Origin of the sequence: Spirillospora sp. NPDC000708, from assembly GCF_040299565.1 — a bacterium.
Lineage (GTDB): Bacteria > Actinomycetota > Actinomycetes > Streptosporangiales > Streptosporangiaceae > Spirillospora.
Genome location: NZ_JBEPCJ010000040.1, coordinates 73,418 through 89,102 on the forward strand (window position 1 = coordinate 73,418; position 15,685 = coordinate 89,102).

The 15,685-nt window shown below is 75.4% G+C and carries 13 protein-coding genes; 6 read left to right on the forward strand and 7 right to left on the reverse strand.

What is annotated here, in order from left to right; translation table 11 throughout:
* Nucleotides 1-1,300 precede the first annotated feature (1,300 nt).
* On the reverse strand, nt 1,301-1,510 hold the full coding sequence (locus ABT299_RS26780; protein WP_190857916.1) for a hypothetical protein: 210 nt from the start codon (nt 1,508-1,510) through the stop codon (nt 1,301-1,303).
* 171 nt (nt 1,511-1,681) lie between these two features.
* On the opposite strand from ABT299_RS26780, the gene ABT299_RS26785 reads away from it, so the two are divergent.
* Nucleotides 1,682-2,719, forward strand: coding sequence for a LysR family transcriptional regulator (locus tag ABT299_RS26785; protein WP_190857914.1), 1,038 nt, complete (start codon nt 1,682-1,684; stop codon nt 2,717-2,719).
* Between the two features lie 299 nt (nt 2,720-3,018).
* On the opposite strand, the gene ABT299_RS26790 is transcribed toward ABT299_RS26785, so the two are convergent.
* Nucleotides 3,019-3,942, reverse strand: coding sequence for a carbohydrate kinase family protein (locus ABT299_RS26790; RefSeq protein ID WP_190857913.1), 924 nt, complete (start codon nt 3,940-3,942; stop codon nt 3,019-3,021).
* Between the two features lie 163 nt (nt 3,943-4,105).
* Here ABT299_RS26790 and ABT299_RS26795 point away from each other — a divergent pair, with 163 nt between their 5' ends.
* Entirely contained in the window at nt 4,106-6,559 is a 2,454-nt protein-coding gene (locus tag ABT299_RS26795; protein ID WP_387029768.1) for a bifunctional acetate--CoA ligase family protein/GNAT family N-acetyltransferase, read from the forward strand.
* A 27-nt stretch (nt 6,560-6,586) separates the two neighbouring features.
* On the opposite strand, the gene ABT299_RS26800 is transcribed toward ABT299_RS26795, so the two are convergent.
* Nucleotides 6,587-6,916: a hypothetical protein gene (locus ABT299_RS26800; RefSeq protein ID WP_433150528.1), complete on the reverse strand. Its 330-nt coding sequence runs from the start codon at nt 6,914-6,916 to the stop codon at nt 6,587-6,589.
* 193 nt (nt 6,917-7,109) lie between these two features.
* On the opposite strand from ABT299_RS26800, the gene ABT299_RS26805 reads away from it, so the two are divergent.
* From ABT299_RS26805 to ABT299_RS26815, 3 genes are all read left to right on the forward strand, one after another.
* A complete protein-coding gene (locus tag ABT299_RS26805) occupies nt 7,110-7,691 on the forward strand; it encodes a DUF5998 family protein (RefSeq protein WP_151544098.1) in 582 nt (193 codons plus the stop codon).
* A gap of 7 nt (nt 7,692-7,698) precedes the next feature.
* The gene (locus ABT299_RS26810; RefSeq protein WP_387029775.1) at nt 7,699-8,823 is read left to right on the forward strand and encodes an alkaline phosphatase family protein; all 1,125 of its coding nucleotides are present in this window, start codon (nt 7,699-7,701) and stop codon (nt 8,821-8,823) included.
* Nucleotides 8,824-8,987: 164 nt separating this feature from the next.
* Nucleotides 8,988-9,818 (forward strand): sulfurtransferase, encoded by an 831-nt coding sequence (locus ABT299_RS26815; protein WP_500252393.1) that lies wholly within the window; start codon nt 8,988-8,990, stop codon nt 9,816-9,818.
* 52 nt (nt 9,819-9,870) lie between these two features.
* Here the strand turns inward: ABT299_RS26815 and ABT299_RS26820 are convergent, their stop codons facing one another.
* The 4 genes from ABT299_RS26820 to ABT299_RS26835 form a co-directional block, all read right to left on the reverse strand.
* Nucleotides 9,871-12,465: a CHAT domain-containing protein gene (locus tag ABT299_RS26820; RefSeq protein ID WP_500252394.1), complete on the reverse strand. Its 2,595-nt coding sequence runs from the start codon at nt 12,463-12,465 to the stop codon at nt 9,871-9,873.
* Nucleotides 12,462-12,911: a hypothetical protein gene (locus ABT299_RS26825; RefSeq protein ID WP_500252395.1), complete on the reverse strand. Its 450-nt coding sequence runs from the start codon at nt 12,909-12,911 to the stop codon at nt 12,462-12,464. The genes ABT299_RS26820 and ABT299_RS26825 overlap by 4 nt, the downstream gene beginning before the upstream one ends.
* Complete coding sequence (locus tag ABT299_RS26830) at nt 12,908-13,438, reverse strand: RNA polymerase sigma factor (protein ID WP_500252396.1); 531 nt, start codon at nt 13,436-13,438, stop codon at nt 12,908-12,910. The genes ABT299_RS26825 and ABT299_RS26830 overlap by 4 nt, the downstream gene beginning before the upstream one ends.
* Nucleotides 13,439-13,538: 100 nt before the next feature.
* Nucleotides 13,539-14,702, reverse strand: a complete 1,164-nt coding sequence (locus ABT299_RS26835) for a S8 family peptidase (RefSeq protein ID WP_500252397.1) — start codon at nt 14,700-14,702, stop codon at nt 13,539-13,541.
* A gap of 284 nt (nt 14,703-14,986) precedes the next feature.
* On the opposite strand from ABT299_RS26835, the gene ABT299_RS26840 reads away from it, so the two are divergent.
* A complete protein-coding gene (locus tag ABT299_RS26840; protein WP_190862793.1) occupies nt 14,987-15,481 on the forward strand; it encodes a DUF3145 family protein in 495 nt (164 codons plus the stop codon).
* Nucleotides 15,482-15,685 lie beyond the last annotated feature (204 nt).

Sequence of the window (15,685 nt, forward strand, 5' to 3'; positions counted from 1 at the left end):
GCAGGCCCGGCACGGACGCCCGACGTGGACGCTCACCACAGAAGCCCCACCACGGGCACGGCACGGGCACGGCCACGGACGCGCGGCACAGGCGCCTGCCTTGGATGCACGGCACGGCGCGGCACGGCGTATGGCGCGGCACGGCGTACGGCGCGGCGCACGGCACGGCGCGGCATGGCGCACGGCGCGGCGCGGCGATCCCGGACGGGGACGAGTCGTGGTGCGAGCCGCTGGACGGCGACGCGACCGGGGCGTGGACGAAGGTGCGGGCGGCGACGCCCGGGTCGGTGCTGTACGTCCCGCCGACGCGGCGCGGCGTGCTGGTGGTCGGCGACGGCGCGGTCAATGTCAAGTGGTACGTGGCGGCGGCGTCGATGGCGGGGTGGGTGGCACGGGCGCCTGGCTGGACGTGCGCTACGTGCGGCAGCACGGACGCTGCCATAGACGCCTGGCTCGGGCGCTGCCACGGACGTCCGCTACGTACGCGCGGCACAGGCGGCCGCCCGGCCGCCCGCCACGGACGAGGCACGGGTGCCGCCACTGACGCCTGCCCAGCGCGCGGCACGGCGCGCGGCACGGCAGGCGTGCGGCACGGCAGACGTGCGCCACGGCAGGCGCGCGCCTCGGACGCCTGCCCCGGACACCCGGCACGGCGTGTGGCACGGGCGCCTGCTTGGACGTGCACTACGTGCGCGCGGCGCGGGTGACTGCTCCGGACGTCCGCCATAGACGCCTTCCTATGCGCCCGTCACGGACGCCCGTCACGGCGTGCGGCACGGGCGCCTGCCCCGGGCAACTGCCTCGGGTGCCTGGCACGGGCGCATGGGGTGGGTGGCGTCACGGGCGCCTCGCCGTTGACGCCTGGCCTCGACGCGCGCTGCGGACCCTTGACGGGCGGCGTGGAGGCGCGGCACGGGCGCTCGCTATCGACAGGACCCTTGATAGGCGTGCTCGACGGGTGCCACTCCGGGCGCCGGGGAGGAAGCTGCGGGAGGGCTTCTTGGCTGTGCTCGCCTGCCGGGGTCTGGCTTGCGAAGGACTTCTGAGCCAGGAGGGCGGGGCCTACTCAACGAGTAAGTGTTTCGGGTGGTGAGCCGGGTGGGCGTTCTCTTGGTCGGCCGGGCCCGCGGTGGGGCGGGGAGCGGCCCGGCCGTGACCTTGAGGACGCCGCCCGCGCGCCCCTGTAGGCGCGGGCGGAGATGGTGGACCGGCCCGTGCGCGCGGCCCCGCGCACGGACCGGCGACCGGTCCGGGCGCCGCGGCGGAGAAGAGCCGCGGCGAACCGGGGTCGATGCGGCCTCTAGGGGCGGACCCCGAGGCCTCCGGGGCCGCCGCCCGAGAGCCGAGGCCGGGGGCTGTGCCGTCCGGCCGGCTCGTTCCGCACGCCCGAGTAGACGAGCCGGTCGCCCGGCTGCTGCGGAACGGACGAGGGCAGTACCGGGACGGCGATCTTCTCCGGCGGTCCGCCGTCGGTCGACGGGACGGAGGGCGCGGGGGCGGTCGGGGTCACGGATCTGCTTCCTCGGGTATAGGTGGCGACGGGAGAAAGTGTTCTAGAGGTTAGAAAACCCTGTCCAGCTGTTTGAGAGAACATCTTGAGATAAGTTCAGCGGGAAATGTCATCATTTCCCGCTCAGGTGAACGGACGGCCATTTCGGCGGGACGAAGGAGGCAGGTAGTAATGTCCCTCCCCGTGTCATTGACCCTCGACGCGCTCCTCGATTGCCCGCCCGGCCTGCTGGACGCCACGTTCGACCAGCTCCGCACGCTGTTGGTGGTCCACGAGACGGGGTCCGCGCTGCGCGCCGCCCGGGCGCTCGGGCGGGAGCAGTCCAGCGTCCAGAAGCAGCTCGACACGCTGAACCGCAACAGCCAGGCGCTGTGCGGGGAGGTGCTGACCGTCCGGCAGGGGCGCGGGAAGGACTTCCTGTTCACCCCGACCGGCGAGACGACGGTGGAGCTGGCGCGGACGACGATCGAGAACTGGCTGGAGTCGATCCACTGGAGCCGGCGCCGCCTCGGCCGGATGCTCACGGTCGGCACCACCGAGTTCACGCTGCCGATCGTGTCGCGCGCCTGGGCGCGGGTGTCGGAGGAGTTCCGCCAACGCGAGGTCGAGTTCAAGGTCGCGCACGTCCGCACCAAGGACCTGTGGTCCCGGTTGGAGACCAAGCAGGTCGACCTGGTGTGCGGCAGCATCGTCAGCACGCCGGAGGGCGACCAGCGGCTGAAGGAGTACGAGGTCATCGAGTACGCGCGCGGGCAGGCGCTGCTGCTCACCAACCTGCCGGAGAGCGAGTTGCCCGACGGACCGGTCCGCACCAGCCGGCTCGGCGGCGTGCCGCTGGTGCTGCCGCCCGCCGGCCTGGTCGCCGACCTGCTGGCCACCTGGTACGGCCCCGCGTTCCGGGACCGGCTGAACGTCGTCGCGGACATCGACGACGTGCACTACGGGCTGTCGCTGCTGCGCTCCGGCTTCGTCCGCGGCTGCATGATCGTCACCGGCTCGATCGGGCGCGGGATGGCGGGTCGCGACGACCCGGACGCCGCCCCGCTGCGCGCCATCGGGCTGCACGACGACCTGGAGCCGAAGGCGGAGCTGATGACCGGCGCCTTCGTCCGCCGGGCCGACCTGGAGCGCTACGACGCCGGCCACCCGCTGAACCGCCTCTGGGCCGCCGTCCACGAGGACGTCCGCACCTACACCCCCTTGGCCTGACCCGCTTGGCAGCCGGGCGGGCGGGATCGGGGGAGTTGCTGAGCACCGGCCCGCGGAGTCGGCTGGGCGGGGTCACGGGAGCTGGTCGAGCGAAAGTGCGGGGAGTCGGTTGAGCGGTGGTATGGAAGAGCGGAGCCCGGCCGGGGTCGCGGGCGGGCACGCGGAGCGAGCGCCGGCGAGCGCAGCGGGCCTGCCCGACGGCTGACAGGCTGTTTCGCCGCGGAGCTCCAGCGGAGCGGGGAAACGGCCTGCCAGCCGTGACGGGGGTTCCAGGGGGTCGTCCCCCTGGGCGAACACTCTTACTTGATCTGGTTGTCGACCACGTCGAGGGAGGGGCGGGCGCCGAGGTGCTGGGTGGCCTGGGCGGCGAGGCGGCAGCCGGCGGTGAGGGCGTCGGCGGGCTGCTTGCCGTCCAGCCAGGGCGGCAGGAACCCGGCGATGAACGCGTCGCCGGCGCCGGTGCCGTCGACGACCTTCTCGACCGGTTCGGCGGCGACGGTGACGGGCTCGGGGCGGCCGTTGGTGTACCAGAGGGCCCCGTCGGCGCCGACCTTGATGACGACCTGCGGGTACCAGGCGGTGAGCACCTTGGCGGCGGCGGCCGGGTTCTCGCGGCCGGTGAGGATCTCGGCCTCCTTGGCGGTGACCACCAGGAGGCGGGCGCCCTGCGTCCACTCCAGGAACGGCTCGGCGCCCATCCGCTTGAGCGGGGAGGACGAGCCGCCGTCGACCGACACCGACATCTGCGCCTGGCGGGCGAGTTCGAGGGTGTGGATGGCGGCCTTGCGCGAGCCCTCGTTGATCAGCGAGTACCCGGACATGTGCAGGTGGGTGCCCTGCGAGAACAGGTCCTTGCAGCGCTCGATGTCCTCGGGGAGGAGGGCCGCGTTGGCGCCCGGGTCGGACAGCATGGTGCGGTCGCCCTTGTGGGTGACCATGACCACGCAGGTGCCCGTGGGGCGCTCCTGGTCCATGACGAGGCGGGCGTCGACGCCGTACCCCATCAGCTCCATGTCCCGGTTGCGGCCCGCGATGTCGGAGCCTCGGCGGCCGACGAAGGCGACCTCGATCCCCTCCAGGGCGAGCCAGGACGCGACGTTGGCGCCCGATCCTCCCCCATGGGTCGTCACGGCGGCGGGCGTGTCACTGCCCTTCGCCAAAGGGAACGCGGCACGAGCCACGGTGTCTGTCATGAGATCGCCGACCACGACCACGCGCGTCATGGAGTCATCACCTCGATCAACACGGCCCGCGCGAGCGGCTTCAGGGCGTGGAACGACGGTAACAGCTCTTGGCCCCCGATTAGGTCTCGAACGCGCAGCGAAACCCGGGAACCTGGTTTTTCCCTCAGCGTGCCGCCGGCGCCGCGTGCCTTACGCTCGGTACGTGACCGAGGGTTATCCGGACCAGTGGGAGGCCGACGTCGTCCTGAGCGACGGCGGGACGGCGCATCTGCGGCCCATCCGGAGCGAGGACGCCGATCTCCTGCGGGTCTTCTACGCGCGGCTGTCGCCGGAGACGATCTACTACCGGTTCTTCTCGCCGCGCCCCTACCTCACGGACCGTGAGGTCGAGCACTTCACGGGAGTGGACTACGACCGGCGTGTCGCGCTGATCGCCACGATCGGCGAGGAGATGGTCGCGGTCGTCCGGTACGACATGCTGAGCGACCGGCCGGAGACGGCGGAGGTCGCGTTCCTGGTGGAGGACGCCCACCAGGGGCGGGGGCTGGGCGCGGTTCTGCTGGAGCACATCGCGGCGGCGGCGCGGGAGCGGGGCGTGCGCCGGTTCGTGGCGAGCGTGCTGCCGGACAACCGGAGGATGACGCGGGTGTTCCGCGAGGCGGGCTACCGGGCGGAGCAGCGGTTCGAGGAGGGCGTGATCGAGCTCGTCCTGGACCTGGAGCCGACGGAGACGTCGGTGGAGGTGATGGCGGCGCGCGAGCACCGGGCGGAGTCGCGGTCGATCCAGCGGCTGCTGTTCCCGTCGTCGGTCGCGGTGGTCGGGGCGAGCCGCGCGGAGCACAGCGTGGGGCAGACCGTCCTGCGGAACCTGCTGAGCGGGGACTTCACGGGCCCGGTGTATCCGGTGCATCCGACAGCGACGGCGGTGGCGGGGGTGCGAGCCTACGCGTCCGTCCTGGACATCCCCGACGACGTGGATCTCGCGGTGGTCGCGGTGCGGGCGGACGCGGTCCGCGAGGTCGTGGAGCAGTGCGCGGGGAAGGGGGTGCGGGGCCTGGTCGTCGTGTCGTCGGGGTTCGGCGAAACGGGCCCGGAGGGGCGGGCGGACCAGGAGGAGCTGGTGCGGCTGGCCCGCGCCTACGGGATGCGGGTGGTCGGCCCGAACTGCCTGGGCATCGCCAACACGGACCCGGACGTGCGGCTGAACGCGACGCTGGCGCCGACGATGCCGGGCCGGGGCCCGGTGGGCTTCTTCTCCCAGTCGGGCGCCCTCGGCATCGCGATCCTGCAGCGGACGGCGGAGCGCGGCCTCGGGCTGTCGACGTTCGTGTCGGCGGGGAACCGGGCGGACGTGTCCGGCAACGACCTGATGCAGTACTGGGAGGAGGACCCGGCGACCAAGGCGGTGCTGCTCTATCTGGAGTCGCTGGGGAATCCGCGCAAGTTCGCGCGGCTGGCGCGGCGGCTGGGCCGCCGCAAGCCGATCGTGGCGGTGAAGAGCGGTCGCAGCACGCAGGGCGTCCCGATCGGGCACGCGGCGCGCGCGCTGACCCTGCCGGACCACGCAGTGAGCGCGCTGTTCCAGCAGGCCGGCCTGATCCGGGTGGAGGACCTGGCGGAGCTGTTCGACGTGGCGCAGCTGCTGGCCTACCAGCCGCTGCCGTCGGGCGACCGGATCGCGATCATCGACAACTCCGACTCGCTGGGGCTGCTGGCGCAGGACGCGGCGGCGGCGCTGGGCCTGGAGGTACGCCCGCGCGTCGACCTGGGGCCGCGCGCGGACGCCGACGACTACGAGGCGGCGCTGGCGGGCGCGCTGGCCGACGATTCCGTGGACGCGATCGTGGCGCTGTTCACCCCGCCCACGATCGGCGGGTACGACCTGCGCGTCCCGGAGAAGATCCTGCGGCTGGCGGCGGAGGGCCGCAAGCCGATCGTGGCGACGTACCTGGGGTCGGAGGGCATGCCGGCCGACCTGCGGATCACCGGTCCGGACGGGACGGCGGCGGAGGGCTCGGTGCCGTCCTACGCCGCGCCGGAGGACGCCGTCCGCGCGCTGGCCTACGTGGTCCGGTACGCGCAGTGGCGGCGGACGCCGGCGGGCCGCGTGCCGGAGCTGGACGGCATCGACCGCAGGCGCGCGCGGGCGCTGGTCGAGGACTGGCTGGGGGCGGGCGATCCGGTGCGGGCCACGCCGGAGCAGGCCGCAGAGCTCCTCGGCTGCTACGGCATCGAGGTCTCCGGGGACGCGGCGGGCGGGGGAGTGCCGACGCGGGTCGTGACCATGGAAGACCCGTCGTTCGGCGCCGTCGTCTCCTTCGGCCTCGCCGACGAGACCGCCGCCCTCCTCGACGACCGCGCCTACCGCCTGGCACCCCTCACCGACGTGGAGGCCGCGGAGCTGATCCGGGCGATCCGGACGGCGCCGCTGCTGCTCGGCCATCGCGGTGCGGAGCCGGTGGACGTCGCGGCCCTGGAGGAGCTGCTGCTGCGGGTGTCCCGGCTCGGGTACGACCTGCCGGAGGTGGCGCGGCTCGAACTGAATCCGGTCATGGCGGACGTGTCCGGCGTCGCGGTGCGCGGCGTCGCTCTCAGCCTGGCACGCCCGCTGGGTCCGCGCACGGAGCTGGCCCCTCGGCGCCTACGGCAGTTCTAGGGCCCGGCGGTTCCAGAGTCGGCGGTTCTAGGGCCGTCCGGGAGGCGGCGGCGGGCTGGGCGCCGGGGTCGGCGGGATCGGGTCGGGCTCGGGGCCGGGCGGGACCGGGTCGGGGTCCGGCGCGGGCGGCGTGGGCTGCGGTGCGGGTCCCGGCGGGGTCGGCTCCGGTGGCGGACCGGGCGGGACGGGGTCGGGCGCGGGCCCGGGCGGCACGGGCCTCGGCGGCTGGGGGCCGGGGCCCGGCATCGGGCCGGGCGGCGGCTCGGTCGGCGGGACCAGCGGTTCCGGCGCGGGGGCGGGATCCGGTGTCGGCGGGGGCACCGGCTGCGGGGTCGGCAGCGGCTCTTTCTCGTCCATACGACCCCCGTACCCGCGTGCCCGTCGGGTACCCGTGCGGCCCGCGCTCCGGCCTTGCCCGGGGCCGCCGCCAGGGGGCACGCGGGCTCGTGCGGCCGGGGCCGCCCTGGCTCGTGATCACGGAGCCGCGCCGGTGATCTCCCGCCTGGCCGGGCATGTGCGCGTCCGGCCCCGGACAGGGCAGGATAGGGGCATGAGGGAAACCCGAGCGACCGCTCATGGTTTGCGCACGGCGATCGAGCGCAGCGGCTACTACCCGGCCCTGGTCGCGGACGCGGTCGAGTCGGCCATAGGGGACGAGCGCGTCGTCGCGTACGTCGTGCACCACGAGGCGACGTTCGACCCCGCGATGGAGGTCCGGCGGCACGTGACGGTGCTCGTGCTGTCGGCGAGCCGGCTGCTGGTGTGCCACACCGACGAGCACCCGCCCGGCGAGGGCATGGAGCGCCCGCACGCGTCCACGACCACGGAGGCGGTGAAGCTGGAGCGCGTCCAGTCGGTCGCGGTGACGCGGGTCGTCCCGGACCCGGCCTCGTACGTGCCGGGGGTGCCGCCGACCGAGGTGGTGCTGACGATCGGGTGGGGCGCCATCGCGCACATCGACCTGGAGCCCGCGACCTGCGGCGACGAGAACTGCGAGGCCGACCACGGCTACACCGGCAGCGTCACCGCCGACGACCTGTCGCTGCGCGTGAGCGAGGCCGCCGACGGCGCCGACGCCGTCGCGCAGGTGCTGGCCTTCGCCGAGGAGCTGTCCGCGGCGACCGCGCGGTGAGCGGCCGGTGAGCGGAGCCCCGCCGCCGCCCGTGCCCGGCTACGGGACGGGCGCGCTCGCCGACGTCCCGGTGTCGGTGCTGGCCGCGCTGGGCGTCCCGGACGCGGTGAACGCGCTCGGCCTGCCCGCGCTGCCGCGCGCCTGCGTGCTGGTGATCGACGGGCTCGGCTGGGAGCAGCTCCGCGCCCATCCGGACGAGGCGCCGTACCTGACCGCGATGGGCGGCGGGCCGATCAGCGCGGGGTTCCCCGCCACGACCGTCACCAGCCTCGGGTCGCTCGGCACCGGCCTGCCGCCCGGCGGGCACGGCCTGCTGGGCGTGCAGGTCGCGATCCCGGGCACGGGGCGGCTGCTGAACTGCCTGCGCTGGCGGGACGACTCGGTCGACCCGGAGCGCTTCCAGCCCGCGCCGACGATCTACCAGCGGGCCGCGGCGGCGGGCGTCGCGGCCTCCTACGTGTCCCTCGGCCTGTACCGGGACTCGCCGCTCAGCCGGGCCACGACCCGCGGCGCCGACTACGTCGCGGCGGACAGCCTGGGCCAGCTCGTCGGGCGGGCCGAGCGGGCGCTGCGGCGCGGCGACCGGTCGCTCGTGACCGTCTACCACCCGGATCTCGACTCGACGGGGCACAGGTTCGGGGTGGGGTCCGCCGAGTGGCGGCACCAGCTGCGGTTCGTGGACGTCCTCGTGCAGGAGCTCGCCGCCGTCCTGCCGCCGGGGTCGGCGCTGTACGTGACCGCCGACCACGGCATGGTGGACCCGGTGGAACGGATCGACGCCGACACCGTCCCGGAGCTGGGCGAGGGCGTGGCGCTGCTCGGCGGCGACGCGCGCTGCCGGTACGTCTACAGCGAGCCGGGCGCCCATGACGACGTCTTCGCCGCGTGGACGGCGCTGGTCGGCGACCGGGCGTGGGTCGTGCCGCGCGAGAAGGCGGTGGCGGACGGCTGGTTCGGCCCGCTCGCCCCGGGGATGGCCGAGCGGATCGGCGACGTGATCGCGGTGCCGCACGCGGACCTGGCGATCGTGGCGTCCGAGCGGGAGCCCTGGCTGACCCGGATGGTCGGCATGCACGGCTCGCTCGTGGCGGCCGAGCAGATCGTCCCGCTGCTGACGGCGACCCGCCCCTGACCGCGCCGCCGCTTCCGACCCGCTGCCGTCCCAGGCGCTGACCTGGGCCGTCGTGGAATCCGTGCGTACGGCGTGTCCCGGGGCCGGTGGTGCGTAGGCTGCCGGTCGTGACGAACCCCGCCGAGCCCCTCCTCAATCAGGGCGACGAAGGTCAAACTGGCGATGTGCACCCTCTCATCGAAGTGCCCGCGCTGGACCGGCTGCTCCGGCAGCAGACCCCCTTGGTCCTGCTGGACGTGCGTTGGCATCTGGCGGGGCCGCCGGGAATCGACTCCTACCGCAAGGGCCACCTCCCCGGAGCCGTGTTCGTCGACCTGGACCGCGACGTGGCCGGGCCGCCGGGGCCGGCCGGGCGCCATCCGCTGCCCCCGTCCGGTGACTTCGAGGCCGCGATGCGCCGCGCCGGCGTGTCGGGGGACCGGCTCGTCGTGGTCTACGACGACGCCGACTCCACGGCGGCGGCGCGCGTCTGGTGGTCGCTGCGCTACTTCGGCCACGACAAGGTCCGCGTACTGAACGGCGGCTACCGGGCCTGGACGGAGGCGGGCCACCCGGTCACCACCGAGGAGCCGGACGTCAAGCCGGGCGACTTCTTCGCCCGTCCGGGCCGGCTGCCCGTGCTGGACGCGGAGGGGGCCGCCGCGCTGGCGACGACGGGGGTGCTGCTGGACGCCCGCGCCGCCGAGCGGTACCGCGGTGAGACCGAGCCCGTCGACCCGGTCGCCGGGCACATCCCGGGCGCTCGGAACGCTCCGACGTCCGGGAACGTCGGCGTGGACGGCCGGTTCCTGCCGCCGGAGCTGCTGCGCGAGCGGTTCGCGCAGCTCGGCGCGACCGACGCGCTGGACGTCGGCGCCTACTGCGGTTCCGGGGTGACGGCGGCGCACGAGATCCTGGCGCTCCACCTCGCGGGGATACCCGCGGCCCTCTATGTCGGATCCTGGTCGAACTGGGTCGCCGACCCTGCCCATCCCGTCGCGACGGGCGATTCCTGACATGACGGCCCGTGGCCGGTCCGGGTGGTCCCGGCCGGCCACGGGCCGGTCGTCATCCTGAGCCGAAACAGAGGAAGCCTGCCGCGCCGGGCGGGCGCGGCACGGCGGCGAGCGCGCGGGACGGCGGCAGCCCCGACGCCAGCCCGGCGTGGAACGCCGCCATGAACTCCGGTGTCGTGGCGTCCCGGACGGGCGCGACGCTGGCGATCACCGTGGCGGCGCCGAGGGCCAGCAGCACGCCCGCCATCCCGACAGCGGCGTCGCCCTCGTCGGAGCGGCCGATGTCGCACGCCGACAGCACCACCAGCCGCGGCGGCGCCGCGAGCGCGTCCAGGTCGTGGACGGTCAGCGGCCCGTCGGCCAGCCGCAGCCGCGAGAACAGCGCATTGCCCTCGCTGAACTCGCCGTGGGCGGCGATGTGGGCGAGCGCGGCGCCGTCCAGCGCGTCGCGGACGGGTTCCGCGCGCGCCTCCAAGCCGTCTATGACGTGCGCGTCGGCGTGGACGCGGCGGAGCGCGGCGATCTCGCGCCCGGCGTGGGCGAGGCCGGGTCCCGCGACCAGGACGGCGCGGCCGCCGGACGGACGGTCGGCGCGGGCGCGCAGCCAGGCCGCGGCCGACGGGACGACCGTGAACGGGCGTCCCGCCAGCGACGGCAGCACCGCCCAGGGCAGGCCGTGCAGCGGACCCGCCGGGGCGATCACCAGGTCGCGGTCGCCGACGTCGGCCCGGACCGGCGCCAGCAGGAGCCGGTCGAGCCGTTCGGCGGCTTCGGCGGCGGCGGTGATCGCGGCGGGGTCGTCCGCGCTCGCGAGGCGGCCCAGCGCGTAGCGGATCAGGCCCGTCTCGCGGGCGGCGGCGTCGCGGTCGCCGAGCCGGTGCCTGCGGGTCCGGCCGCCGGCGACGGTCACCGCGTGCAGCTCGGCGCCGACGGCGACCAGTTCGACGAGGGCGCGGTCGCCGAGCGCGGCGGCGATCTCGGCGGGCTCGGGGGCCTCCGGGCCGGGCGGCCCGCCGGAACGGCGGCGGGTGTGCGCGCTGACCTTCGCTTCCAGGGCCGCCAGGTCGGCGGCGAGCACGGACGGGACGCCGCCGCCCGCCGCGTCGCAGGTGTGCGCGGCGCTGAGCGCCCGCAGCGCCGCCAGCGCCCCCGCGCGCTCGGGGTCGGCGGGCGGCCGCAGCCGCGCCGGGCGGGCGATGGCGCGCCGCCGCTCCTCCAGGCCCAGCAACTCCGTGGCGGACCCGGCGAGGCCGAGCCCGAGCGCGGCCAGCTCCCCGGCGAGGCCCGCCGCGCGGGCCCGCAGGTCCAGCGCGCCGAACGCCTCCGCGTGCCGCGCGGCCGCCTCCAGCCCTGCGCGGACGGCGCCGACCGCGCCCGGGACGTCGCCGCGCGCCGAGCATGCCAGCGCGGTCGCGTGCCATCCGGCGATCCGGACCGCCGCGGGGCCGTCCGTACCGTCGACCTCCGCCAGCAGATGGGCGGACGGCCTGCCGAGGGCCATCGCGACCCGCGCCGCGATGACGCGGGTCTCGGCGGCGGGCCCGGCCCATCCGCCGTCGCCGAGCAGGCCCGCCGCCGCGGAGGCGTCCGCCAGCAGCGCGCCGGACCGCTCGCCCGCCTCCCAGCGCGCCTTGATCAGCACGTGCTCGGCGAGCGGGATCCAGCCGGGGCGCTCCTGCCCGGCGAACGCGTCCCGTGCCCGCGCGGCGCTCCCGGCGGCGCGTCCGGGGTCGCCGTCCGCGAGTTCCGCGTGCGCGCGGAGCAGGAGGGCGTCCGCGACGTCGCACCTGTAGCCGTGCGCCTTCGCCGCGTCCAGGGCCGCGTCGAGGAGGGGCCGCGCCTCCCTCGGCAGGCCCGCGACGATGAGGGTCTCCGCCTGGTCCAGGCGGCACTGCGCCAGGCGCTCCCCGGTCAGGAACGGCTCGGCCTCCGCGTACAGCCGCAGGGCGCGCGGGACGTCCCCGCGCCGCGACACCGCGAACGCCAGGTTGCCCTTGGCCATCGCCGTCTGGTGCCGCAGCCCGGCGGCCTCGCCGACCGCGACGGCCTCCGCGAGGGCCTCCTCGGCGCCGCCGAAGTCGCCGCGCATCGCCCGCGCGAGCCCGATGTTGGTCAGCAGCCCGTTGAGCGCCGCCCGGTCGTGCCCCCGCCGCAGCCCCGCGAGCGCGCGCTCCGCGACGTCGTGCGCCTCCGCGACGCGTCCCGCGCGGGCCAGGGCGCAGGCCTTGTTGGCGGCCAGCCGGTCCGCCTCCTCACCGCGCAGGACGGTCTCCGCCTCCTCCGCGTGGGCCAGCGCCCCGGCGAGGTCGCCGCGAGCCGTCAGGAGACCCACGAGGTTCATCCGGACCTTCGCGGCGGTGTACGGGTCGGGACGGGTGTCACCGGTCCACGCGTCGTCGGCGAACACCGGCCAGCCGTCGTCCTCGGGCGACGCGCGGGGCGTCTCGCGCCCGGTCGCCAGGTCGAGCGCCCGGTGCAGGAAGGCCAGCCCCTCCTCCAGGCGCCCCAGCTCCTTGCACGCCAGGCCCGCGATCCGCAGCGCGAGGATGTCGTCGCCGCGCTCCAGCAGCGTCGTCGCGCGGGCGTGCGCGGTCGCCGGGTCGATCGCCGCCAGCCACAGCAGCGCCCGCTCGTCCTCGCCGCTCACACGCGGACCCAGCTGGTGACGACCGACGAGCCGTCCGGCAGCCGGAACAGCAGGCTGACCAGCCCTTCCGGCACCTGCGGAAGGCAGAACATTCCGGCTGGCCCGGTGCGCCCGGCCGGACGCCCCGCCGGAAGGCCGCCGTGCCGGACGACGATCTCGGCGTTCGCCGGCGGGACGAGCCGCCCGGTGATCTCGCGGTGCCGCCCGTCGCCGGTGACCTCGATCTCCACCGCCGACCGGGGGCAGCTGAACGTCAGCGACCGGCCCGTCCCGCCGCGCACGCCCGCCGCCGGACGCACGGCGCCGTCCCGGTGCAGCTCCGCCAGCGCCGCCGCCGGCGTCCGCCACGCGAGCGCCGAACGCGCCGCCGCGAGCACGCCCTCCGGCACCGGGTCGAGGACGTCGAACGCGGCCCGCGCCCCCGCCATCAGCTCCTCGTCGTTCACGGGACGAGCCTCCGCAGCGCCGCCAGGCAGCGGGCCCGCGTCGGACCGACGCTGCCGACCGGGACGCCCAGCGCCGCCGCGAGCTCGGCGTAGCTGGCCGCCTGCGCGAACAGCCGCAGCAGCGTCCGGCAGCGGCGGGGGAGCGCCTCCAGCGCGGCGCCGACGCGGCCCAGCCGGTCGCGGGCGACCGCCACCTCGTCCGGGCCGGACGCCGGACGGGTGCCGAGCGGCACCGGCGCCAGGTCCCGGGCCCGCCGCCGCACCAGGGCCCTGCACTCGTTGCGCGCCGTCGTCGCCAGCCAGCATCCCGCCGCGGACGGGTCGTCGAGCGCGCCGATCCGTTCCACCAGCCGCAACCAGGACGTCTGCACCACATCGCCCGCGTCGGCGTCGTCCAGCCCGTGCGCGCGGGCGATCGACCACAGCAGCCCGCTGTACCGCTCGACGAGCCGCGCCCACGCCGCATCGTCGCCGTCCCGAGCCCGCACCACCAGCGCGCTCGTATCGTCGTCCTGCAAAGTCGCCAAGGGGGCTCCCACCACGTCATCCGCCGACATCGGTTGATCACCCTAAGTTGAAATGCGGCGACGCTCCGTGCGCGGTTACCGCTTCGCCATCGGACCGTGCTCAAGAACTGATGAGTACGCCGAGATCGGGGAGGGTCACGCAGCGCGCCGGATCGAGGACCCGGTCCGCCGCGGACGGCGCGTCCAAGCCCTCCCGCGCGGCGAGCCCGGCGATCCGCCCGGCCACGGCAGGCGCCGCGAACGACGTCCCGCTCCACGTCGCGTAGCCCTCGAACCGGTCCGCGTCGACGCCTCCCGAGGGGGCGCGCGGGCCGTCGAACCACACATGGGTGCTCGCCACGTCGACCCCCGGCGCGCACGCGTCGACCCACCAGCCGTAGTTGGAGAACCAGGCCCGGTCGTCCCCGTCGAGCGCCGCCACCCCGATGACGGGCTTCATCGCGGCCGGCCAGAACGGGCGCTCGCTCGCGGTGTTCCCCGCGCACGCCACGACGACCGTCCGGCGGCCGAGCGCGATGATCGCCCGCGCCAGCACCGGCGACGGGCGGTCGTCGAAGGTGTGGCAGCCGAGCGAGATGTTCACCACGTCCGCGCGCCCCCAGGCCGTGAGCCGGGCGAGCGCGCGGATGACGTCCAGCTCGTCGCCGACGCCGTCCCCGCCGATGACGCGCAGCGCGCGGAGTTCCGCCGTCGGCGCGTGCCGCAGCACCACGCCGGCGATGAACGTGCCGTGGCCCGCCTGCGCGTCCAGTTCGAGGTCGAGGTCGGCGTCGAGCACCTCCGCCACCTCGTCGCGCTGCTCGCGAAACCACGCCGTGTCCTCGTACCAGGGATGCGGCGACAGGCCCGTGTCGAGGATCGCCACCGTCACGTCCCGGCGCGCGCCCGCCGCGACCGGAGCGGGCAGCGGCGCCGCCGGGCGCGGCCGGTCGGCCGGGCCGCTCCACCACATCGGCTGGCCGTGGACGAGATGGTTCGGCGACACGCTCAGCGTCCGATGGCGGCCACCACCGGACAACTGGGCGGACAGTTCGCACACGTCCACCTTCGCCGACGGCCGCAGCCGCAGCCGGGTCGCGCCCGCCTCGTCCTCCCGCGCGTCGCACCAGCGCCGCACCAGGTCCTGCGCGGCGTCCGCGTCCCGGCCGGAGACGAGGACCTGGTCGCGGCGCACCAGCGCCCGCCGCCCCGGCACCGGCTCCACCATCACCGCGTCGCGGTGCCGCGCCAGCAACCGGACCAGTCGCGCCTCCTGGTCGAGCATCGCGTTCCCTCCCTGCCCACGGAATCGGCACTCATCGTGCCGGAAAGGCGACCGAAAGTGACCGCCGAACGCGCCGAAACGGCGGCGCGGCGGCGGGGTCAGGGCCTACGCTTGGCGGCCGAGAGCGGTGAACGGCGCGCATCCCGTGGTCAAGCGTTCGGCAAACGGTGAAGTCACGGTGGTGCGACCCGGGCCGATGATGCACAATGAGGGACGCGGACGCCGTCTTGGGACGTACGAGGCCGTAGGGGAAGACGAGCCTCGGTACAGATCCAGGAGGTCCGGTGACCGCACGTGGCGTTTTCTACGTCCACTCCGCGCCACCTGCGCTGAGCCCGCACATCGAGTGGGCCGCCGCAGGTGTTCTCGGCGTGCCCGTTTCCCTTGAGTGGGCTGATCAAGCGGCCGCGCCGGGGACGCTGCGCGCCGAGCTTCATTGGGAGGGCAGGCCGGGCACCGCGGCAGGGATCACCTCGGCCCTGCGCAACTGGAAGCTGGTGCGGTTCGAGGCCACCGAGGATCCGACGCCCGGCAGCGACGGCGTCCGCTACAGCTTCACCCCGACCCTCGGGGTGTTCAGCGGCGTCATCGGCGCCAACGGCGACATCATGGTGCCCGAGGACCGGCTGCGCTCGGTCATGGCCAACGCCGCCGTCGGCAAGACGAACCTGGAGCACGAGCTCGAGCGGCTCCTCGGCACGCCGTGGGACAACGAGCTGGAGCCCTTCCGCCGCGCCGGCGACGGCGCTCCGGTGCGCTGGCTCCACGCTGCGGTTTAAGGCAACCCCGGCCCAAGGTGCTCGCCTGGCGGCTCGCACCTTGACCGGGCTTGGGCGAGCGCGACCTCGTTTCGCGAGCTTCCCGGTGGGGGCTCGCCTCCGGCGTCGTCCCCACCGGTCAGATAACGCGCTCGCGCGACGGCTGAGGCTGTAGGATGGGTTCCCAGCCCGCTCGCTGATCGGCGTGCGGCCGTCCGTGATGGC